Below are 23,269 nucleotides of genomic sequence, written 5' to 3'. Positions count from 1 at the left end.
TTGACGGTTACAAATCAAAATTAAGGCTGAATGTTTCCCCTGAAGAATCTTCTTCTTTCTCCTCTGGAAATGGAGTTGAACTTCTTGAGGTGAGTTGGTTTGACTCAGTATTAATCGGAGTGTTTGCTATATGTTGTGCAGGTAATCCAGCCTTGATGAAAACAAAATAGCAATCAACTATAAAGTAAATTGTGTCCAGGTAACTTTTATCTAGTTTTTGCGATTCCGCAAATATGCGCTCTCGGTAATTATCTTTGAGGCGAACTTTTTCCGGTGCTAAGTCTTTTTTATCTGCCATTGTTATAACTTCACTTAAGAGATGTAGTAGTTGGGTTCTTGCTCATAATAGTTTTTGCCATCTCTAAAAGCCCAGAGACATTGGCTTCTACCGGATTGTCCAAGATTTTGAAGCCGTTTTTCTCCAACAGCTTTTTAAATCCTGGTAAGAGGCAGCCTCCACCAATCGCCCAGATTTCATCCCCCTGGTGCTTGGCATCAAGTGTTAAATTCACCACTTTCTTCAAGTATTTTTCATACCAATCTTTTAAACAAGTAGTGTATACATCTTTGATATCGATGTCACGGCTGTATCGGGTATGCCCCATTTCCAAACAAAATCGGATTTTGGATGGATCTCCGATTTTTCCGCCATTTAAATGTTTCATTTTTTGGGTGATATCATCGATGAGAACTTCTACACCGATGGGGTAAGCAGTGTGAACTTCTCGCTGACCCCGGTTGTAACGAGAATACAAAGTCGTACCATTGCCAAAGTCTAAAATGGTTAGCTTTTTCGGTAGTGGATGCCCAAACAATGCACCCATTCCCTCTAGTACGACTTTCAGGACTTCAACTTTTACATCTGATTGTTTGCCAGCAAGTATTGGCTGATATTCTCCATTTAGTACTTTTTGTAATTCTTCAGCCAGACCGACATCATGTAAACTGACGACTAATTTTAAGTGCCAAGCCTTACGGTGTGGTAGATGTGCCAATGCACCCAATAAAGTCAACAACGCATTATTGACTTTATTTTCATTATTATCGGTGTTCCGGTCAAAATAATTTCCTGTACGGTAAGCTGACTCTCCAACTGTGTAAGCATTGCCGTTAAAAACTACACGCCCTGGAACATCTTCCATCTCGGCATTGGTTATATAGCTTGGGACACGAACTACTTCAAACCCTTCGACTAAAAGTTTGAGACTTCCGTAACCGTTATCGAAACCCGCAGGAAAAATTTTTTGCAAGGTGTGAATGTTTGACATAGGCTCCAAGTAATACACTTTAATTTGTGAAAATTATCTGTTCAGATGATTTGGAGAAGCAGAGGTAGAAAAGAATAAAATAACTATCCCTTTTTCTCCAGCCTCAAAAGCTTATCATATCCCCTTGGGGGCTAAGTGGGGTACAAAATCTTAGCTAGTCAGATATACCCCATTTAGCACCTATATGCATCCTATATAGGGGTCAAAATATCATCAAAGTGTTGAGCTATTGTTGGGGTATATATAGCTCCTATGTGACCCCCACCAAGAATTTCTGAAATCTTTTTTATCAACGTAGCAGAAATTAATTTAGATCATCGCTGACTCTTTGATTTATACTTTACTGTCAATAAGATTGTTGAAAAGCAATTCAGTCTTGATCTTTAACTTCTTGCTGACTATGTAACGAGTGCGTTACTACTTGCTTACAGGTTCAGCTTTCTCAACTGAATTATCATTCACACCCAAAGTCAATGCCAAAGGAGTTTTTTGAGGGTAAGCTTTTACTACTTGCCGATAAACTTCATAGTTCGTAGGTAGCGTGTTCTGAGTATTACCCATTCCATAGGTCAGTTTATACTTTACATCTTTGAGCAATTCAGGTTTGCCTGCCTCTTCTTGAGATTTTTTACGTTGTTCAACTTCATCGACACTTGGTCGCGGCGGTAAAGTAGGCCACCATAACCCTCGGTCATCTGGGCCAATAACTGCTCCTGGCGGTTTCAATCCATTCCGATTCAACACTGAAGTGGTAGTAAAAGTTTCAATTCGTGGCTGTGGTTGACTAGTTAGGTTATCCGCATATTTAACTTGCCAAGTGTAACTGGTGAGCGCTGTAGCTTCATACTGTTCAGCAGTAGTAGTGCTGCAACTAGTTAGTGCCAGTGCCGTTAGTGCAGTTATTATTGAGGGTAAAAATCTCAGCTTTTGCATTATTGGTTGTAAATATCTTTCACCAATCACTTTTGATCTTGGTGTGTGCCATCATTGCTGCCAAGGTGAAGGAATCGCTGTTGTTGAAACCACCTGACCCGTTGTTAATCTAATCGCCGTCTGCTCACAATTAGGACATTGGACTTTCACCTGAATTAGTGAAGGATGACCTTTGTATTCTCCCATTACTGGTTCCCCAGTAAACTCGCTAATTATTCCCTGCTGACAGTGCCAACACTCGAATACCACGCGCCCCATTTGTTTATCGCAGTCCAAAAACTGGATATGTTGACAGCGTTCTGGCGCTAACTCTTCTTCTTCATCGCTCTTTGTCAATTGACCCTGTTGCTTAGGCTGTTGCGGTAATTTGGATTTTCTCTTGTCAGCAGAGGTATGTTTGGCTTTACTTTTCTCTAAATGTTGCGGTTTTTCAGCAGCGTTTGTCTTTGACCTTAAAGGAGATATTACCTCTGCTTGGGCTGGCTGCTCAACTGACGGCAGCTCAACACTGGGAGTAATGTCAGGCTGAGAGGTTGGCTGCTGTTTCTCTACTGGTTTATAAGCAACAAGATCAAGAAGAAGGGCTTTGGTCGTTAGGAAATGAGCTATTGTTTAGGTGGCTTGGACGATCGCTCGATAGACTTCATCAGAACTTTCTTTCCTGAACTTTGGAAAATGAGTGTATTTTAACCGCCAATTTATTTCACTAAATCGCTCCTCATCGCTAGAACGAAAGTATAGTTAGCTTTTTAGGTAACAAGCAATTTAGAGCATTAGTTTTTCATTACTTTGTTGTAAAACTTGTGAAAATCTTTGCGGTCTACTTAAATTGTCATAGAATCAGTTCATTCTGTAACTAATATATATATGTTTTTTCATCAAAAATCGCATAGTACTAAGAAAATATGATTATCGCAGTTACTAATCAAAAGGGAGGAGTAGCCAAGACAACCTCTACTATCGCACTAAGTGGATTGCTGGCAGAAAGTTCCTCCTGCCTTGTAGTTGACTTTGATCCCCAAGGGAATTTAACCACAGGTCTAGGAATTAAGATTCAGCCAGGGCAGATGACTGCTTATGAAGTACTTACAGATCGTAAACAGAGCGCATCTGAAACTATTATTGACACCGAGTACGGAATCAAGCTGATTCCGGCTGACATATCTCTAGCATCTGGAGAAAAGCAAATTTTGACCTCGGCAGATAATAGCCGAATCCTGAGAAAGAAATTGAACCCTTTACGGCAAGAATTTGCTCATATCCTCATTGATTGCCCACCTAGCTTAGGTATGTTGACTCTAAATGCACTAATGGCAGCAGATGCAGTCTTGATCCCCGTTCAATGTCAGTTCTTTGCTTTGGAAGGCTTACGACAATTATTGGAAACTATCGAAAGTCTTCGTGATGAAGACACTCACCCCAATTTGCAAATTTTAGGAGTCTTGCCTACAATGGCAGACCGTACACTCACGACCCAAGATGCTCTCAAAACTCTTAAAACTAAACTTCCTGGGGTCAAAATTTTTGAACCGGTTCCTAAGTCTGTTCAGTTTCCAGAGTCTAACTTGGCACGTCAACCAATCCATCGGTATAGCACAGAAAGAAAATTGATTGAACCTTATCAAGAAATCGCCAGATCAATGGCAGAACAGGAGTAATATGGCGAAGCGGCGCTTGTCAATGGCAGATGAAATGGAATTTCCGAATAAAACAAGACAATTCCTTGACTTAGTAGGAGTTACCAATAATCCTCAACTCTCGGAAAATCAATCTATTGAACAATCTTTATTAATAACTCAAATTCACCTAGCTGCTCATCAGCCTCGGCGTTATTTTTCAATTCAAGGAATGGAAAGCCTAGTTGCTTCTATTCGTGAACATGGTATCTTGCAGCCACTGCTTGTCCGACCGCTAGAATCCGGTAATTATGAATTGATTGCTGGTGAACGTCGCTACCGTGCTGCTCAAACTCTTGGAATAGAACAAGTTCCGGTTATTATTCGCCATCTTAATGACCAAGATGCTTTCCAAGTCGCCCTCCTCGAAAATTTGCAACGGGAAGATTTAAATCCGGTTGAGGAAACTGAAGCTATTTTGCAACTGCTATCTATCCGCTTGGAATGCTCTCAAGGAGAAGTTATTTCCCTACTCAATCATATTGCTAACCTCCAAAAGCAAAAAACAGAAATTACGAACAACGTTGTTCGTAACCAATGGGAAATGCTAGAAAAGATATTTTCAGTAATAGGTAGGGTGACTCCAGACAGTTTTCGTAGTCATCGCCTACCTTTACTAAATTTACCTAAAGATGTTCTAGAAATTTTGCGCCAAGGACAACTAGAATATACCAAAGCCCGTATCATCGCTCAATTGAAAGACGAAGATCAGCGACATCAACTTCTAGTGAAAACTATTGAAGAAAACCTTTCAGTTAGAGATATCAAAAGTTACATTCAATCAGTTCAACCTCCTAAGTCTTCTCAGCCGAATATTCTGACTAATCGGATGAAGGAAGCCTATCAGCGAGTTAAGCAAGCTAAAGTCTGGGAAGATCCTAATAAAGCAAAAGTTTTAGAGAAGTTGTTAGGGCAAATTGAAGCTTTATTAGAGTAAAATCTACGGTTTTTTACAACATCTTTCACTCTTACCAACCTTTGAGGCGTAGCTTCCATAGCTTGCGCTCGTAGTCATCGTATGGTGAGGCAAAGCATTTTCGACTTTATTATCTACTATTACTGTAATCTCAAAAAAATAGTATTTATGTACTACAGTTAATTGAATTCCAGTATTATATATAATTATGTGCGGCATCTGATGATAAGCAATGTCCACTCCTCCTAATCTTTCCCCTCAACAAGTAAGCGCCTTTCCTCAACACGAAACAATCACTGGAGTTGTAGAACGTTTAACTTTTTACTCTGCTGAATCGGGTTACACAGTGGCAAGGCTGACTCGCCCGCGTAGCACCGAACTCACAACAATTGTTGGCAGCTTTGCTAATATCCAGCCAGGGCAGACTTTACAGCTAACTGGATTCTGGCGTGACCATCCACAATTTGGGCCACAGTTCCAAGTAGTCAACTACAAAGAAACCAAACCAGCTACTCTTACTGGAATTGAGAAATATTTGGGCAGTGGACTAATTAAAGGTGTGGGACCAGTTACAGCCAAGCGCATCGTTGCTCACTTTGGTTTAGAAACTCTGGACATCATCGAAAACCAAATTGAACGACTGATTGAAGTCCAGGGTATTGCCAAAAAGCGGATTAAGTTAATTAAAAATGCCTGGGAGACACAGAAAGCTATAAAAGAAGTAATGGTATTTTTGCAAGGGCACGGTGTTTCAACAACATACGCGGTCAAAATTTACAAACAATATGGTGATAAAGCGATCGCCACAGTAACCCATAACCCGTACCAACTAGCAGCCGATATCTACGGTATTGGTTTTCTAACTGCTGATAAGATTGCTCGAAACTTAGGAGTTGCCCCTAATTCTGAGTTTAGATATTGTGCTGGACTTGTCCACGCTTTGAGTGAAGCTGCTGAAGATGGACATTGTTACTTACCACAGCCAGAACTAATTGAGTCCGTGATTAAACTGTTGACTACTGAAGAGCATCAGTCAACAGAAGATGCAATGGCTCAAACTATCAAAGACATGGCTCTGAAAGATGAGCTAATCAGAGAGAAAATTCCAGACCAAACCCTGCTGTGCTACAAACCAACTTATTTTCATACAGAACAAAACCTAGCACAACTGATATCTGGGCGCTTGAGCCAGCCGATTGCACAAGATATTCCCCGTGTCCGTGCCTGGATTGACCGCTTTACAGCCAGCCGTAAAATTCAGCTTTCAGAACAGCAACGCCAAGCTTTAGAAACAGCAGCCTACTCCAAAATCATGATTTTGACTGGTGGCCCTGGCGTAGGAAAGACCTTCACAACTCACACCATTGTTAGCCTGTGGAAAGCAATGGGTAAATCTATTGCAATGGCAGCACCCACTGGACGGGCTGCTCAACGCTTAGGTGAAATGACTGGGCTGGAAGCTAAAACCATACATCGCTTGTTAGAATTTGACCCCCGCTCAAGGGGTTTCAAGCGCGATAGCGAAAATCCTTTACCCCACACGGCAATTATCGCTGATGAAGCCAGTATGCTTGATTTATTTCTGGCTTACTCCTTGGTTAAAGCAGTATTAGCTGGCGCTCTACTGTTGTTAGTAGGTGACATTGACCAGTTACCATCTGTAGGGCCAGGTCAAATACTTGCTGATTTGATTAATTCTAGGCGAGTTCCGGTGGTGCGGTTGACCCAGGTATTTCGCCAAGCTCAAACAAGTGCAATTATCACTGCTGCTCATCAGATTAATCGAGGAATTTATCCCACGATTGAACCGATTTCTGACACACCTCAATCTGATTGTCTGTGGCATGGTGGTGGTCATCAGCCTGAACATGGAGTGCAAGCAATCTGCGAGTTGATTACCGATTTAATTCCCCGCTTAGGTTTTAATCCTGCCACTGATGTCCAAGTGCTTTGTCCGATGACACGGGGAGTAATCGGGACTCGTAATCTGAACACAGTATTGCAGCAGTTGATCAACCCACCCAGCCCCAGCAAGGTAGAGATTAATAGAGGTGGGAATTTGTTACGCGAGGGCGATCGCATCATCCAGCTAACCAATGACTATAACCGTGAAGTTTTCAACGGCGACCTGGGGATTATTCAAAGCATTGATACTGTCGAGCAGGAAGTTGCAGTGCAATATGGTGAGCGTACTGTGGTTTACGATTACGCTGACCTCAACGAAATTGCGCTAGCGTGGAGCGTAACTATTCATAAAAGCCAGGGGTCAGAATATCCAGTGATAGTTCTGCCAATCTATATGCAGCACTATATGATGTTGACCCGAAACCTGTTTTACACTGGTATAACTCGTGCCAAGAAGTTAGCGATCGTGGTTGGAGCCAAAAAAGCGATATCTCTGGCGGTGCGCTCTACCGATGACCAAATGCGCTACACACGGTTACAGCAGAGGTTACTTCAGGCAGGGCTGCATTGGTGATATGTTTTGGTTCTTCAAAATAGAAAAATTTATTGAGCTATTTGATTTATACTTTTAAATCCCCTGGTTTAAAAAAGTCGAAAAGTTTGTATGTCCAGCCTGAGTTCCGACATGGTTCGCGTCTATTTGCAAGAAATTGGTCAGTATCCTTTACTAAAGCCAGAGGAAGAAATTGCTTATGGTAGACAGGTACAACAAATGGTTGCCATTGAGCAATTTAAAAATGAACTCACTCAACAGCTAGACCGGGAACCAACAATGACAGAATTAGCCAATGCTGTTGCTCAAACCGAAGCACAAGTCCGAGCAGCACTACACCTTGGTCAAAAGGCTAAACAAAAAATGGTGACAGCAAACCTGCGGTTGGTAGTATCTGTTGCCAAGAAATACCAGAACCGCAATTTGGAATTCTTAGATTTGATCCAAGAAGGAGCAATAGGTTTACAAAGGGGTATAGAAAAGTTTGATCCCAACCGGGGCTATAAGCTATCGACCTATGCTTATTGGTGGATTCGCCAAGAGATTACACGCGCTATAGCAGAACAATCGCGCACTATTAGATTGCCTGTTCATCTCACTGAAATACTTACCAAAATTAAGAAAGTACAGCGAGAAAGCTTTCAAAAACTCGGTCGTCATGCCACTGCTGAAGAAATAGCAAAATCATTAAACCTCAGTACAGATAAGCTTCGAGAATATCTCGCCGCCTCTCGTACAGCCATCTCTCTAAATAAACAAGTCGGAGATGAGAAAGAGACAGAATTGGGCGAAATTTTAGCAGACGTTGGCGCTTCACCAGAAAAACTGCTTACCCAAGAACTTCTATTGCAAGACGTAGCTAAATTCTTAGAACCATTGACACTGATTCAACGTCAAGTGTTGACTTTAAGCTTTGGGCTAGAGAACGATCAGCATTTCAATCTCGCTCAGATTGGCCAACAGCTAAACCTCAGTCGAGAGCGCATTCGTCAAATCCAGGTCAAAGCTATAAGTATTCTTCGCCATCATCAAAATGACATTCAAGAGTATTTATTTGAATAAGAGGATGTTTTAGCCAGATGATGCACGGATCTTACAGAACTGATATGAAGAAAAACTATATTAAAGAAGTAAGGCTACATAGTAATCAATGCCCAGCAAAACAATCGATGTCCGAGAGTACACCGTCAGAGCGCACAAGCGGGAAATTCACACTCGCGTTTTCAACTTCGTATGTAAGCAGTGCGAACAGCCCACACAACGAGAAACCTTTGGGATTCGACCTCTATATTGCGAGAAATGCCGTCCGCCACAAGCACCCAAGAAATCAGTAGTTCCTCTCAAGAAGAGAAAACCCAGAGCTATGACTTACAAGAGTGGTAAAGACATAGCCGGATGATTTGTTGTCTCAAGGTTTTGAGTGAGCGCACGAAAGTGAGTGAAGCAGTGCGCTTATTTGCCCAACCTAACTCAAACTGGTAAAAAGTAACTCTAATGTAAATTCATTAGAGTTACTTTTTCTCAGATTAATCTATGAGATTAAGAAAACTCCCCAGATTAAGATTAATGTATTTTTTAATTGGCATAGTTCTGTAAAATCCTTTTAATTTGCTCAGATGAGCTACAAATAAAGCCAAAAGTTGTTAATAGTCAAATACTATCTCATTAAATCTGACAACATTTGCTCCAGAATGTCTGACATAAATTCCTCGTCTACGGATTGCAGAGTTGGTGGGCCACCAAGAAATTCTTTAATAGTAATTTTCTGTTCTCTAAAGTCCTTGACAAAATCTCGAATCTGAGAAACAAGATTTATTTGGTTGTCTATCGTTTCTACCATCAAAGCCATAGCATCAATGCCTTTTTTCGCAGCTTTGCGAGAATCGGAAACCATCGTTCCTTCTGGAGTACTTTTTACCAAACGTAGTTCCCGTTTCAAATTTTCATATTGAGTCAGGAGAATTTGATTTTGCTGCTCTATAGTTCGACATTTCCGAGTTAAATCATCTTCGCTATTATTATCAATAACTTCCCCGACTTGGTGAAGTCGCTCAATTTCTAGAAGTCTTGCTAAATCACCTTCTTGGTAGGCTTGATTAATTGATTTCATGATTTCTGTATGATCTGTTTGTGTCTCGCTGTCCTTTACCTTGTCAGGATGGAAGATTTCAGCTAACCTCAGAAATGTTTCACGAATTTTTCTCTTATCTCCTGTTCTACTAGCTTCACCATGAGATTCTTCTACAGATTCTTGTGCTTGCCAATTTTGATGGCGACCTTCAACAGTTTCTCTTGAAAAATCTGATTCGGGTTCGGGATTGTCAAACAATTCGTCTAGCTCTGTTGAAAATTGTCTGCGCCTTGGTTTGAGACTAATGATTCCTGTGAACTGGAGTTTAAGGTAAACTGCCTCTATATTTTTGAAGGTTTGTTTACCAAACTTTCTAGTAGTAAAAATCTCATCAAATAAAGTATGAATATCCTGGTCTAACTCAGCCATTTTTTGAAAGCTGGGACTGGCTTTATGAAATATTTCTGTGGCGAAAGCTCGTGTCTGTTCAATAAAGTTATTTAATTCTGTACGCTTTCTCTTAATCTGCTTGAGTAGCGATTGGTGTTCTTTTTCTAGAAACTGTAAGCGGATATGTAATTGAGAGAGAGCCAGTGGAGTTGTAACAGTCGAGTGGGATGAAGGTGGGATTTTTCGAGGCATAGAAGATTTGCGCTTTTTCAAGGGAAAAAACTCTAACGACAATTGACATCTCAATGATGATACACGAATGTGTACTGAGATTAATTTTCTGGTGATAGTTGTGCTTGTAACTGCTGTACTTGTTCTACACTTAAACCCGTGATTTGTGCAATTTCCGGCACAATCATTCCTCTTTGTAGTAGATTCAATGCAATCTCTTCTCTTGTTTTTTGGGCAGCTTTTTGTTCCCAACTAGTAACAATTTCCATGATTTCCTCCCGCTCAGTTAACCCCATTGTATCGATAGCCGCTTGGAAAACTTGCTCTTCGGTTGTATCCAGGCGCAAATACGTATCCACAAAGCCCGAAATCAATTGCATACGTGCTGGCGATAACTTTAACGTCGCCAGCAGTCGTAAACATTCTGCTTTTACCTGGGGACGTTCCTCACGGCGAATATTCATCTTCGACATTAATGCTGCTGCCACCGGATTTGACTGTGTTAAAAAATCTCGCCAACTTAAACGATTCAACTGAATTGCTGCAAACTGAAATTCTACTACCTTGAAGTCGCCAAATATGACCCGATAATTTTGAGGTTCGGCGCGTTTGGGTTCGTCAAACGAAAAAACTACAACTGGGTAAATGGGTAAATCATACTTTTCATAGAGACGTGCAAAATACTTAAACATCCGCTTTGCAAACGCTGTCTCAGTGTAAGATTGATTTTCAACATGAATTAAAAAACAAGTGTCTTGCTGCTCGAAGCGGCATTGAGCCAGTAAATCAATTTCCTTCTTTTCCCCAGAGGTAACATCAGTAAATATTTCCTGGGGTAAAAACTGGATGGAATCGCGGTCTATTTGGCTGACTACTTGAGGTAGGAATAAATCAAGAAACTCAACAAAAAACGTAGAGAGCAATTCTTTGAAAAGACGATCGTGGTCAATCATGCTTTTGGTCTTCCCCTCGGATTATAATAATGGTTATATAGAAATAAGCATTATTATAGTCTTATTAATTGAATCTATTTCTGGCAATTGATGCCGAATGGCAGATGTTAATTATGAAAAATTATTAGCTGTAGTAAAAACTATGAAACTCTCCGAAATATCGGCAGAAACTCTGGAAAAAATCAAGTCAGTTAGGTGGGATAGAATTATTGAGAAACATGAAGGTCCAGAAAGTTGGGAATCGGTTTTAAAATATGAAGAACCAGAATTTTTGTCAGTGGAAGAATGCTCAATATTATTACCTGTAGATAAATCACATCATCCTAATATTACTATAATACGTTGTATCTGGAGTGAGGATAAGAATTCTGTAACAGTTTTTCTATCAGATACTACCTATGAAGATGATCCATTCTTTTCGGGATTTATGGCAGTATGCGATCGCCTAAAGAATGAAGAATTTTTCTTAGCAATCTTGTACCATGAATGGTTTATTATTGAAAGAGCCGGAGTTCTCGAATAAGAAATTATCAGTAAGTGACAAAAGACGGATAAGTACATTGGGACGATTTCGCCATAATTGTTGAGCGCATTCTGGCTTAATCACTTATTTTAAAAGTCATTATTCGTAAAGGGAACTATGGATGGTGAAAACTTTTTCAGGGATGGGTAAAATTCTAACCTCGCGGCAGAATCATCTGTTTGTGATACTTCTAATTCAATTGGTTGCTGATTTTTATCATCAAAGAGTAGCTGCATTTGATAATCTGTCCAGAATTGCTCACCTAGCTCATCTTCTAAATCAAAAAGCTGTTCTTCATCACCCCAAATATCTGACCAAAGGACTATCCGATTAGCACGAAAGTGATTTTGACCTTTGACATCTGCAATCACAAAATATACTTCGATATTTAAATTAAACCCAAACTCATCAAGCTCTGTCTCTTGTATCGCACAGTTAACCACAACTAAGCTATCAGGGTTAACATTCACTACTTACTGTTGGCGCTGTAACATTTCTTGAAATACCAAATCAGGTAGCAGATTTGAACTCTCTTCGAGTACAATTTTTTGAGTTTCTGGTGAATAGCGAGTTTTTAATTCTTGGGTTATTAGATTTAAGATATCACCCGTGGCTAAATTGACAACTATCTTTTTATTTGTGGAATTAAGGAAACATCCGTGATTAAGTAAATAATGTTTTTTAGCTGTCATGATTCTTTAAAAGCCTTCTCTGCTTGTGTGATATCCTGATTTATCAAATAGCCTATCGTAGCAAGGCAATGACGATTGTCTTGCTTTTTCTTCTACTCAGAATCCGCATATTGCGGAGGACTAGCCCCGACTCGCTGAGTAATTTTAGGATATTTGCCTGATGGAACTGTGTCTGCAATGCTGATGACATCAATCTGATGCCACCAATCATCACCAAAATCGAACCAGTAACCAAAAGCATCATCTATAGATAAGCCCAAAGATGCAATTGAAGTACTAGACACATCTCCTGTAGGCTTTGCTGTCAAATCAGAACTTGAAAATGCTTGTTTTATGCAATAGCGTTTTGCATTTGGATCTTGCGGACCTTTTCCTCCGACTTGAAATTCATACATATGTTCTTCTTCTCGGTCAAATGCTTTGAAGATGATTTTATGCAGATCCTGCAAAGTATTGCTACCTTCAATTTCGATGGTTCTAGACACCACTGGATTTAGAACAGCAAATTCCTCTGTAATTGGGCCATCAATTAAAAACACCTCCAGCACATATAGTGTATTGGGAAAAGGGTTAGTCGCTTTTTTGGGAGCATTTTCTGATTTTTTAGTTTTAGCCATATTCATTACAGGAATTTAGCTCGCCCAGCTCCAATTTTTTAGGATTTCATCCTTTTGAGTCGGTTTGAGTTTTTGAAATCAAACCAGAACTGTTGCGTATAAAGCCACTTGCATCAATCATTATTGTAATTGACTGTAGCGTTTTGATTTACTCGTCGTTCCACACACGGCAGGAGGATTTCCCAACGCCCGTCATCGGTGATGAGAAGTTTGGCTTGTAATGAGAGTATAGCTATATCGTTTGTAGCAAACACACCTTGCAAGCAATAGTTTATTGGTTCACTACCTGAAGGAACGCTTTCTCACGCCATCCATTCAGTCCACTGCGGCGCATCTGCCACCAGTTGAGCAAATTTGTCAGGGTCAACATCCTCAAACTCCAGCATCACGCCGCAACGCTCATCACTCGTTAGGGTACTGAGTAGTTCTTTGACCGCATCAATTCCATATTCCACTCGCTCAATTGCTAACTGAGCGTAATATTTAACCCGCTCCCACCAAGAATCACTGAGTTCTTCATCTCTGTCCATACCACCCCGATTATTATCTCCATCTTCATTAATGGGGGGTGTGGACGGCGATGAAGAAAGCATGGGGACAGGGGTGCAGGGGTGCAGAGGAGATACTTGTACTAATTTTCCCCTCTGCTCCTCTGCTCAATACCATACTGAGCTTGCATTCTAGCCGCATAAGCCGCGTTTCGTTCTTGCTCCTGATCCGCTTTCCTTCCTTCTCCTCTCTCTGCCTCTGTCGATAATCCAGCACCTTTTGAGCAAACTCAACATCCTCAGTATTCAGCCGATAATACCGAACCCTCTGCCCGTCCTCAAGCAGTCGCCGTGACTCAGTAGACAAACCAAGTTGCCAGAGGAACTGCCCCAAAATCCAAACTGGAGACTCCCATATCGGGATGGTCAGATTGAGAATACCTTTAACGTGAGATGCGTTGCGCTTGGAAAACTCAGCCAAAGTCTGAATCATCGCCTCGTCGCCTTTAATCTCAACGCCAGCTATCAGTCAGATCCATCAGCACAGCCCTAAGTCCGAGTCGATGACGCATCAACCACGCGGTAGAATGATTGCTCCAGTCAGTGCAAATAGCTAACCGCTCCCGTTCCGATTTTATCTCGTTCCATAACCACAAAAGACGGTGGAATAAATTCTCGCCCCTGGTTATCAGTGATGATTTCCCTTTAATATGTCAAAAGTTAATAATAATTTTTAGTTTAAATCATAGTAGGATTTAGAATTGAGATAAATATTCTAGAATAGAAATTAAAAATTGACAGTTAAGATGACAAAAATTTCAAATAGCTATAGTAGAGTGGGTAGGTAAAATTATTTCCCTTAAACATATAATAAAGGAGCAAGAACCGCTGACAACCATCTTGTAATTATTCGCACAAAGCAGTTAAACATTTATAATTAATCTTTTTTAGTACCACAATAAATTTTTGATAGCTAATTTGAGAATTTAGCTCCCTCAAGTGGCAATATAAACATGAGTATTATCCTTAACGATTACAGCTTCATCAAAGTTATTCATGATGGTATAAATACTTGCCTTTATCGTGCTTTTAAAGAGTCAGAAAAAACCTCAGTAATTATCAAAACTATAAAAGCTGAGTATCCCACTAGAGAAGAAATTGTTCACATCAAGCATGAGTATCAAATCCTGCAATTTTTGCAGATAGAAGGAGCTATTCAACCTCTAGGCTTAGAAAGTACACAAAATGGTGTAGCACTTATCTTGCAAGATTTTGAAGGCGAGACACTCAAGGATATTATTAGCACGCTTAATTTAGAACTAAACAATTTTTTGCAAATTGCTATTCAATTAGCTGCAACACTATATCAACTACATCAAAATAATCTTATTCATAAAGATATTCAACCTCATAATATCCTCATCAATCTCAACTCAGGTCAAATAAAAATTATTGACTTTAGCATTGCATCACGCCTATCTAGAGAAAATCAGATAGTTAATGATTTCAATTTTCTGGGAGGTAGCCTAGCTTATATTTCGCCTGAGCAAACTGGGAGGATGAACCGCTCAATAGACTATCGAACTGATTTTTACTCCTTAGGAGTGACATTTTACGAAATGCTAACTAGCAAGCTGCCCTTTGTCGCAGATGACCCTTTAGAATTAGTTCACTCACACATTGCTAAGATCCCACTCCCACCTCACGAATTAAATACCAAAATTCCGATAGCAGTTTCCGATATTGTTATGAAATTATTAGCTAAAACTGCTGAGGAAAGATATCAAAATGCTTTAGGATTAAAAGCTGATTTAGAAGTATGTTTACATCAACTAGAAACAACTGGTAAAATTAAAAATTTTGTTATTGGTCAACTTGATTTATCTAGCCATTTTCTTATTCCTCAAAAACTTTACGGTCGAGAAAGAGAAGTATTGGAATTGATGAATGGTTTTGAGCGAGTTAGTTCTGGGGCAACTGAGTTAATACTAGTTAATGGTTATTCTGGAATTGGTAAATCTTCGTTAGTAAATGAAGTTCATAAACCTATTATTCGGCAGCGTGGTTATTTTATTTCTGGAAAGTTTGATCAGTATAAACGTAATATTCCTTATGCTTCATTAATTCAGGCTTTTCAAGAATTAATCCGACAGCTATTAACAGAAAATGCTGAAAAAGTAACAAACTGGAAAAGAAAACTTTTAGAAGCGGTTGGTGTCAACGGTCAAGTTATTATTGACTTTATTCCTGAGCTTGAAAAAATCATTGGTTCTCAGCCTGAAATACCACAACTAGGAATTAACGAAGCTGAAAATCGCTTTAATCAATTATTTCAACAACTTATTTATGTATTTTCTCAAGCCAAACATCCACTAGTAATTTTTCTGGATGATCTACAGTGGGCAGACTCAGCTTCTCTTAAACTAATTCAACTGCTGATTAGTGACCCTGAGAGTAAATATTTATTAATAATAGGAGCATATAGAGATAACGAGGTAAGTCTAACTCATCCATTAATACTAACTCTAAAAGAATTAAAAAAATCTGGTGCAAATGTCAATAATATTGTTCTCCAGCCTTTGGACATTTCTCATATCAATCAGTTAGTTAACGATACACTGCGTACCTGTCTAGAGAATTCAGATAACCTAGCTAATTTAGTCTTTAGTAAAACGCAAGGAAATCCATTTTTTGTAACTCAGTTACTCAAATCACTTTACCAAGATAACTTGTTGTATTTTAACTTTAATACAGGTTTTTGGCAGTGGGATATTGAAATTATTAAAGAGATTGATATTACTGATAATGTCGTTGAGTTAATGGTTACTCAAATTCAAAGACTATTACCAACAACACAGAAAGTTTTAAAATTAGCTGCTTGCATTGGCGATAAATTTAGTTTAGATGTTTTAAGTATTGTTAACGAAAAATCTTTGTCAGAAACGGCTAAAGAACTATGGGAGGCTCTGCAAGCAGGTTTGATTTTACCTATAGATTCGTCTTATAAAATACCTTTAGTTGTTAGTGAACAGCTAGAAGAACAACTGATAATAGAGCTAATAGAGCAAGAACAGAAAATAATTGCATACAAGTTTTTGCACGACCGTGTGCAGCAAGCATCTTATTCTTTAATTACAGATATTAAGAAAAAAGAAACTCACCTGCGAATTGGGCAATTACTTCTCCAAAAAAGTTCGCTTGAAGAGCGAAAAGAAAATATTTTTTATTTGGTAAATCACTTAAACTATGGCAGAGATTTACTAACTTCAAAGTCAGAGAAATATGAGTTAGCTGCACTCAATCTCATAGCGGGACAGAAAGCGAAAGCAGCAGCAGCGTATGAGTCAGCTATGCGCTATTTTAAGATAGCTTTGAGCCTATTGACAGCTTCTAGTTGGAATCAGAAATATAAACTTACATTAACTTTGCATCAGGAGGCAGCAGAAGCGGCATTTCTTAGCGGTGACTTTGAGCAAATGGAGATATTAGCTGAAATAGTGCTATTACAAGCTAAAACGCAACTGGAAAAAGTGAAAGTTTATGAGTTGCGTATTAAAAGTTGTGAAGTGCAAAGAAAATTAATTGAAGCAGTGCAGCTTGGGCTAAAAGTTCTGGAAATGTTGGGAGTAAAACTCAATCAGTCACCAACTGCATTAGATATTCAGCAAGCTATTCAAGAAACTACAAACAATTTAGCAGGCAAAGAAATAGAAGATTTAATTAATTTGCCTTCAATGACAGACGTTCATAAGCTAGCAGCTATGAGGCTTATATCAAGTTTAGTTCCTGCTGCCTATCAATCTGCACCTGCATTATTTATTTTGATGGCTTGCCAAGAAGTAAATTTATCTATTAAAAATGGAAATACGCCTTTTTCAGCTAGTGGTTTTGCTGATTATGGAGTGGTTTTTAGCAGCTTATCACAAGATATTGAAGCTGCTTATCAAATTGGACAATTAGCTTTAAATTTGTTAGAGCGGTTAGATGCTGTTGAAGTTAGAAGCCAAGTCTTATTTAAAGTATCAACTTTTATAATCCATTGGAAGCATCATGTTAGAGATACTTTACCACTTTTAGAAGATGCTTACTCTAGCGGATTAGACTCCGGGGATTTGGTACATACTGGATATTCAGCTAGTAATAAGTGTCAATATTCATACTGGAGTGGTTCGGAATTAAAAAGCCTAGAACAGGAAATGGCAAGATATAGTAAGCTAATCGCTCAAATCCATCAAGAGACTGCCCTGAAATGGCATCAAGTATTTCACCAAGCAGTTTTGAATTTAATAGGATTATCTGAAAACCCTTGCCGTTTAATTGGTGAATCTTACAATGAAGATGAATTATTAAAACTGCACATCCAATCAAATGAGCGAACAGTAATACATTATGTATTCCTTAATAAATTAGTTTTATGTTATCTATTTGGCGAATTTACTCAAGCTGTAGAAAATTCTATCAAAGCGGAACAGTATTTAGATGGAGTGACAGGCTGGTTAAATGTGCCACTATTTCATTTCTACGATTCTCTAGCACAACTTGCAATCTATCCATCGGCTTCATTCGGATCTCAAGGAAATATTCCAGACAAGGTGAAAATTAATCAACAAAAAATGCGGAAATGGGCGGATCATGCACCCATGAATTTTCAGCATAAATATGATTTAGTAGAAGCAGAGAAAGCACGAGTATTAGGTCAATATTGGCAAGCAATGGAATATTATGACCGAGCCATTGTTGGAGCTAAGGAGCAAGGATACATCCAAGAAGAGGCTCTTGCCAATGAACTAGCAGCAAAGTTTTATTTTGAGTGCGGTAGAGAAAAGGTAGCTCAGGCTTATCTCGCTGATGCTTACTATGGATATATGCGCTGGGGAGCAACAGCAAAGCTTAGAGATTTAGAAGTAAAATATCCTCAAATTTCTGCCCGGCTGTTAGAGCAAAGAATGCACAGTCCAGATCAAAGCCTACTTGTTCAATCCTTAAATTCAAGTATTAGTAAACCTTTTGATTTAGCAACATTTATCAAAGCTTCACAAGCACTTTCTGGCGAAATAGTTTTTGAAAAATTACTAGCTAAATTAATGCAAATTGTGTTAGAGAACGCTGGTGCAGAAACAGGATTTTTAATTTTAGAGAGAGCAGGTAAATTATTCATAGAAGCTTCAGGTAGATTTGGTCAAACTGAAATAAATGTGCAGCAATCAACACCTGTAGAGATGAGTCAGCAATTACCTATATATATAATTAATTATGTACATCGGACTCAGGAACATGTTGTACTCAGCGATGCTACCTGTGAGGAAAAATTTACGACAGATAGCTATATTGTTCAGCACAAACCAAAATCTATTTTATGTAGCCCAATTATTCATCAAGGTAAGCTGTTTGGTATCCTTTACTTAGAAAATAAATTGATTGCTGGGGCATTTACACCGGAACGATTAGAAGTTTTACAACTTTTATCATCACAAGCAGCCATTTCTTTAGAAAATGCTCGTCTCTATAATGATTTAGAAGAATATAATCGGACGTTAGAAATAAAAGTTAAAGAGCGCACTCTAGAATTACAACATAAAAACTTAGAATTACAACAGCAAATTAGCGAGCGGCAAAAAGCTGAAGAAATAGCCGGATCTGCCAACCGTGCCAAGAGTGAATTTCTCGCTAACATGAGTCATGAACTCCGAACCCCACTCAATGGTATTTTGGGTTATACTCAAATATTCCAGACAGATACATCTTTAACTCCTCAGCAAAGGAATGGCGTAAATATTATTCATCAGTGTGGTGAACATCTACTGACATTGATTAATGATATTTTAGACATCTCCAGAATAGAAGCTCGAAAAATGGAGCTTTACTTACAAGAGTTTAATTTATCAGCTTTTTTAGAAGGAATAGTAGAAATTTGTCGGATTCGGGCTGAACATAAGGGAATCAGCTTAATTTACCGCCCTTTATATCCACTACCTAGTTTAGTTTGCGCCGACAATAAACGTTTACGTCAAATTTTAATTAATTTGCTAAGTAATGCAGTTAAGTTTACAAAAAAAGGTAGCATTACTTTTAAAGTGGGCTATGTAAATCAAGATAGTAGAGACTGGATAATAAATACAGGTAGCCTGGCAGGTCAATTATCAAATTCCAGAATTAGATTCCAAGTAGAAGATACAGGAACTGGTATTGCTTCAGAGCAATTAGAAGAGATATTTTTACCTTTCAAGCAAGTAGGTGAAGATAGCTTGAAGATAGAAGGAACCGGATTGGGTTTGACTATTAGCCGCCAATTGGTTCAAATGATGGGAAGTGAATTATATGTTAGAAGTGAATTAGGTAAAGGCAGTGTTTTTTGGCTAGATTTGGAATTACCAGAAGTTTTTCAATATACTACTAGAATTGATGCTAATGAACTTAACATCATTGGTTTTTTAGGATCTAAACGCAAAATTCTTGTAGTGGACGATAAATGGGAAAATCGGTCTGTATTGATTAATATCTTAGAACCTTTGGGTTTTGAAGTTTTAGAAGCAACTGATGGTTTAGATTGCCTTCACAAAGTTCCTGAATTTCAGCCAGACTTGATTCTTATGGACTTGGTAATGGCAAAAATGGATGGATTTGAAGCTACGCGTCGCCTCAGAGCCTTACAAAACTTTCAAGAAGTGATAGTGATTGCTATTTCAGCTAGTGTATTTGAATTTAATCAACAAGAAAGTCGCAAAGTAGGATGTGATGGTTTTCTGGCAAAACCAATCCAAAGAGTAGAACTTTTAGAAAAGTTACAGGTTCACTTGGGGTTAGAATGGGTATATGAAGATCAATGTAAGGTAAAAAAAATAAAAGGCGAAAACAAAAGTCTTACTAATACTTTACACTTGATATCTCAGGTTCCTATTATACCTCCTTCAGCAAGCGAACTGACAATTTTGTTAGATTTGGCTATGCGAGGTGATTTAATAAGCATTGCTGAACGATCTGTAGAACTAGAAAAAACAGATGAGGAATTGCAGCCTTTTGCTAATCATTTATATCAACTGGCTAAAGGTTTTAAAGGCAAACAAATATTAGAGTTTCTTCAAAAGTATTTTGAGGCTATATGAAAAATAATTCTAATAAATCTAGTGTCATTTTAATCGTTGATGACACTCCTATCAATTTAGAAGTACTTTTTGATTTTTTAGGCAAAGCTGGATTTACGGTTTTGATTGCTGAAGACGGCGAAAGTGCGATTGCTAGAGCTGAATATGCCCCACCAGACTTAATTTTGTTAGATATCCTCATGCCGAGAATGGACGGTTTTGAAACTTGTCGGTTACTAAAAAAGAGGGGATTAACGCAAGATATTCCGATCATTTTTATGACTGCACTTTCCGAAACCGTGGATAAAGTCAAAGGCTTTGAACTGGGTGCAGTCGATTATCTCACCAAACCGCTTCAGCACCAAGAAGTCTTAGCTAGAATTCAACTCCATCTCAAGTTGCGATCTCTGACAAAAACCCTGCAAGAACAAAATTTACGCTTGGAAAGTGAAATTGCTGAACGCTTACAAGTAGAAGAAAAAATCCGCGAACAAGCTGCTTTATTAGATATTACCAGCGATGCAATTATTGTCAAAGATTTTGACAATCAAATCCGTTTCTGGAACCAAGGAGCAGAACATCTGTATGGCTGGAAAGCTACGGAAGTAATTGGTAAGAATGTTAATCAAATTTTATATCTACCAGAAACCTTGTCTCAAATCCAGGATATTTATGCAAATATAGCTAAGTCTGATTTCTGGCATGGTGAATTACACCAAGTTAATAAAAAAGGGCAAGATATTATTGTTGCCAGTCGTTGGACTTTAATGCGCGATCGTAACGGGCAAGCAATATCGATTTTAACCGTAAATACTGATATTACCGAAAAAAAGCATTTAGAAACTCAAGTTCTACGAGCGCAACGTCTAGAAAGTATTGGCACCTTAGCTAGTGGCATAGCTCATGACCTGAACAATATACTGACTCCGATTTTAACGACAGCACAATTATTACAGATGAAAACGCCCGATACTGATGAGCGTAATCAACAGATGTTAAAAACTATAGAAAATAATTCTAAACGTGGGGCTGCTTTAGTCAAGCAAGTATTGCAGTTTGCTCGAGGAATTGATGGTCAGCGTACCGTTGTCCAAATGAACCATTTATTTTCAGAAATTCAGCAAATTGTCCAAGAGGCTTTTCCAAAATCGATTGAATTGACAGAGCATATTCAACCTGAACTTTGGGCTGTAATTGGCGATGCAACGCACCTACATCAGCTACTGATCAACTTAGTAGTTAATGCTCGTGATGCGATGCCCGAAGGTGGCCATATCGAAATTTCTGCGGAAAATCTCTTGATTGATGAAGATTATGCACGCATGAATCTGGATGCCCATGTTGGTCCTTACATTACTATTACTGTTGCAGATACAGGCATGGGGATGCGCTCAGAGATTATCGATAGAATCTTCGAGCCGTTTTTTACCACTAAAGAGATTGGTAAAGGTACAGGATTGGGTTTGTCTACCGCCAAAGGCATCATCCAAAGTCATGGTGGTTTTGTAACTGTGAATAGTCAAGTCGGCAAAGGTACGGAATTTAAAGTTTACTTGCCGGCAGTGGAAGTAGCAAAAACGCCCCTAGTAGAAGACCTGGAGTCATTTAAAGGTAATGGAGAATTAATTTTAGTTGTTGATGACGAAACCAGAATTTTAGAAACTACTAAAATATTATTAGAAGTTTACAGCTACAGAGTACTGACAGCTAGTGATGGGATTGAAGCGATCGCACTTTATGTTCAACATAAAGACGAAATAAGCGTAGTGTTGATGGATATGATGATGCCCTTAATGGATGGTGCAACTGCTATCACTACGTTGCAAAAAATTAATTCCCAAGTCAAGGTTGTGGCTGTTAGCGGTCTGAACGTTAGTGAGAAACTGGCTAAGATACCTGGAGTTAAAAAGTTTATTGCTAAACCATATACGACCAAGGAGTTATTGCAGACTTTACACAGTATTCTTGTGCAGAAATCCACAAACCCAAACTTATATATTGCACCTAGTAAAACACTTTTTAGGTAGTCACTAGGCAAGATAAATCAGCCATACCCAACAGCAACAGCAAGAGCAATGCCTACGGCTTTTGCACTTCCTACGCAACCAAACGCCCAACTTTCTCACGCTATCCATTCAGTCCAATGCGGCGCATCTGTCACCAGTTGAGCAAATTTGTCAGGTCTTGCATCCTCAAACTCCAGCATCACGCCGCAACGCTCATCACTCGTTAGCGCACTGAGTAATTCTTTAACTGATTCAACCCCATCCTTCACCCGCTCAATTGCCAGTCGAGCGTAATATTTAACTCTATCCCACCAAGAATCACTGAGTTCTGCATCTGTGTCCATACCCCCCCGATTATTACTTCCATCTTCATTAATGGGGGGTGTGGACGGAGCGTTAATCCCATACTGAGCTTGCATCCTAGCTGCATAAGCCGCATTTCGTTCTTGTTCATCTTGGCGCTTCCTTTCCCTATCCTCCCGTTGCCTCTGCCGATAATCAAGTACGTTCCGGATAAACACCACATCATCAGTATTTAGCCGATAATACCGAACCCTCTGCCCGTCCTCCAGTGGTCGCCGTGACTCAGTAGACAATCCGAGTTGTGAAAGATACTGACCTAAAATCCACAAAGCAGACTCCGATAGCGGAATGGTCAGATTAAGAATGCCTTTAACGTGAGATGCATTGCGTTTGGAGAAGTCAGCCAAAGCCTGAATCATCGCCTCGTCGCCTTTAATCTCAACGCCAGCCATCAGATCCATCAGCACAGCCCTGAGTCCGAGCCGATGACGCATAAGCCACGCAGTAGAATGATTGCTCCAGTCAGTGCAGATAGGGGACTTCCAGAAAATAAAATATACAGTTACTAAGAATGATAATCATTGTTAGGGGGGTGGGATAGGCTGCCAACGGCAGCCTATCCCACCCCAATTTGTAGTAAATTCAATGATGATTCGATTTTG

At 39.2% G+C, this 23,269-nt stretch carries 20 protein-coding genes; 8 read left to right on the top strand and 12 right to left on the bottom strand.

Translation table 11 applies throughout. The annotated features are described in order from the left end of the window. Positions 1–7: 7 nt before the first annotated feature. From LC608_RS31930 to LC608_RS31915, 4 genes are all read right to left on the bottom strand, one after another. Positions 8–298, bottom strand: a complete 291-nt coding sequence (locus LC608_RS31930; RefSeq protein WP_229557399.1) for a hypothetical protein — start codon at positions 296–298, stop codon at positions 8–10. Positions 299–308: 10 nt separating this feature from the next. Next, on the bottom strand, positions 309–1,268 hold the full coding sequence (locus tag LC608_RS31925; protein ID WP_229557398.1) for a ParM/StbA family protein: 960 nt from the start codon (positions 1,266–1,268) through the stop codon (positions 309–311). A 417-nt stretch (positions 1,269–1,685) separates the two neighbouring features. Next, complete coding sequence (locus tag LC608_RS31920) at positions 1,686–2,201, bottom strand: hypothetical protein (RefSeq protein WP_229557397.1); 516 nt, start codon at positions 2,199–2,201, stop codon at positions 1,686–1,688. Between the two features lie 51 nt (positions 2,202–2,252). After that, positions 2,253–2,537: a hypothetical protein gene (locus LC608_RS31915; RefSeq protein ID WP_229557396.1), complete on the bottom strand. Its 285-nt coding sequence runs from the start codon at positions 2,535–2,537 to the stop codon at positions 2,253–2,255. 569 nt (positions 2,538–3,106) lie between these two features. Between LC608_RS31915 and LC608_RS31910 the strand changes: the two genes are divergently transcribed. From LC608_RS31910 to LC608_RS31890, 5 genes are all read left to right on the top strand, one after another. Further along, positions 3,107–3,859 carry a ParA family protein gene (locus tag LC608_RS31910; protein ID WP_229557395.1) on the top strand — a complete coding sequence of 251 codons (753 nt, stop codon included), beginning with the start codon at positions 3,107–3,109 and terminating at the stop codon, positions 3,857–3,859. Position 3,860: 1 nt separating this feature from the next. Then, a complete protein-coding gene (locus LC608_RS31905) occupies positions 3,861–4,814 on the top strand; it encodes a ParB/RepB/Spo0J family partition protein (protein ID WP_229557394.1) in 954 nt (317 codons plus the stop codon). 211 nt (positions 4,815–5,025) lie between these two features. After that, positions 5,026–7,272: an ATP-dependent RecD-like DNA helicase gene (locus LC608_RS31900; protein WP_229557393.1), complete on the top strand. Its 2,247-nt coding sequence runs from the start codon at positions 5,026–5,028 to the stop codon at positions 7,270–7,272. Between the two features lie 90 nt (positions 7,273–7,362). Continuing rightward, positions 7,363–8,313, top strand: a complete 951-nt coding sequence (locus tag LC608_RS31895) for an RNA polymerase sigma factor, RpoD/SigA family (RefSeq protein WP_229557392.1) — start codon at positions 7,363–7,365, stop codon at positions 8,311–8,313. 88 nt (positions 8,314–8,401) lie between these two features. Next, positions 8,402–8,650, top strand: a complete 249-nt coding sequence (locus LC608_RS31890) for a hypothetical protein (RefSeq protein WP_229557391.1) — start codon at positions 8,402–8,404, stop codon at positions 8,648–8,650. A gap of 258 nt (positions 8,651–8,908) precedes the next feature. Here LC608_RS31890 and LC608_RS31885 read toward each other — a convergent pair whose 3' ends face one another. Together LC608_RS31885 and LC608_RS31880 are read right to left on the bottom strand one after the other, a co-directional pair. Further along, complete coding sequence (locus tag LC608_RS31885) at positions 8,909–9,964, bottom strand: J domain-containing protein (protein ID WP_229557390.1); 1,056 nt, start codon at positions 9,962–9,964, stop codon at positions 8,909–8,911. An 80-nt stretch (positions 9,965–10,044) separates the two neighbouring features. Next, positions 10,045–10,896, bottom strand: coding sequence for an Rpn family recombination-promoting nuclease/putative transposase (locus tag LC608_RS31880; protein ID WP_229557389.1), 852 nt, complete (start codon positions 10,894–10,896; stop codon positions 10,045–10,047). A 97-nt stretch (positions 10,897–10,993) separates the two neighbouring features. Here LC608_RS31880 and LC608_RS31875 point away from each other — a divergent pair, with 97 nt between their 5' ends. After that, positions 10,994–11,419, top strand: a complete 426-nt coding sequence (locus tag LC608_RS31875; RefSeq protein ID WP_229557388.1) for a hypothetical protein — start codon at positions 10,994–10,996, stop codon at positions 11,417–11,419. Positions 11,420–11,508: 89 nt separating this feature from the next. Here the strand turns inward: LC608_RS31875 and LC608_RS31870 are convergent, their stop codons facing one another. The 5 genes from LC608_RS31870 to LC608_RS31850 form a co-directional block, all read right to left on the bottom strand. Continuing rightward, positions 11,509–11,889 carry a hypothetical protein gene (locus tag LC608_RS31870; RefSeq protein ID WP_229557387.1) on the bottom strand — a complete coding sequence of 127 codons (381 nt, stop codon included), beginning with the start codon at positions 11,887–11,889 and terminating at the stop codon, positions 11,509–11,511. Positions 11,890–11,892: 3 nt separating this feature from the next. Beyond that, positions 11,893–12,111: a hypothetical protein gene (locus tag LC608_RS31865; protein WP_229557386.1), complete on the bottom strand. Its 219-nt coding sequence runs from the start codon at positions 12,109–12,111 to the stop codon at positions 11,893–11,895. Between the two features lie 92 nt (positions 12,112–12,203). Then, positions 12,204–12,728, bottom strand: a complete 525-nt coding sequence (locus LC608_RS31860) for a plasmid pRiA4b ORF-3 family protein (protein ID WP_229557385.1) — start codon at positions 12,726–12,728, stop codon at positions 12,204–12,206. Between the two features lie 302 nt (positions 12,729–13,030). Next, positions 13,031–13,321 (bottom strand): hypothetical protein, encoded by a 291-nt coding sequence (locus tag LC608_RS31855; protein WP_229557384.1) that lies wholly within the window; start codon positions 13,319–13,321, stop codon positions 13,031–13,033. Continuing rightward, positions 13,287–13,709: a hypothetical protein gene (locus tag LC608_RS31850; protein ID WP_229557383.1), complete on the bottom strand. Its 423-nt coding sequence runs from the start codon at positions 13,707–13,709 to the stop codon at positions 13,287–13,289. The genes LC608_RS31855 and LC608_RS31850 overlap by 35 nt, the downstream gene beginning before the upstream one ends. A 520-nt stretch (positions 13,710–14,229) precedes the next feature. Here LC608_RS31850 and LC608_RS31845 point away from each other — a divergent pair. Beyond that, complete coding sequence (locus LC608_RS31845; RefSeq protein WP_229557382.1) at positions 14,230–20,319, top strand: hybrid sensor histidine kinase/response regulator; 6,090 nt, start codon at positions 14,230–14,232, stop codon at positions 20,317–20,319. Next, positions 20,316–22,325, top strand: coding sequence for a response regulator (locus LC608_RS31840; protein ID WP_229557381.1), 2,010 nt, complete (start codon positions 20,316–20,318; stop codon positions 22,323–22,325). Before LC608_RS31845 ends, LC608_RS31840 begins: the two co-directional genes overlap by 4 nt. Positions 22,326–22,420: 95 nt before the next feature. On the opposite strand, the gene LC608_RS31835 is transcribed toward LC608_RS31840, so the two are convergent. Beyond that, complete coding sequence (locus LC608_RS31835) at positions 22,421–23,101, bottom strand: hypothetical protein (protein ID WP_229557380.1); 681 nt, start codon at positions 23,099–23,101, stop codon at positions 22,421–22,423. Between the last annotated feature and the right edge of the window lie 168 nt (positions 23,102–23,269).

Origin of the sequence: Nostoc sp. XA010 (assembly GCF_020829625.1) — a bacterium.
GTDB lineage: Bacteria > Cyanobacteriota > Cyanobacteriia > Cyanobacteriales > Nostocaceae > Nostoc.
The sequence above is the reverse complement of the archived record's forward strand: the minus strand, read 5'-3'. Positions and strand labels throughout refer to the sequence as shown.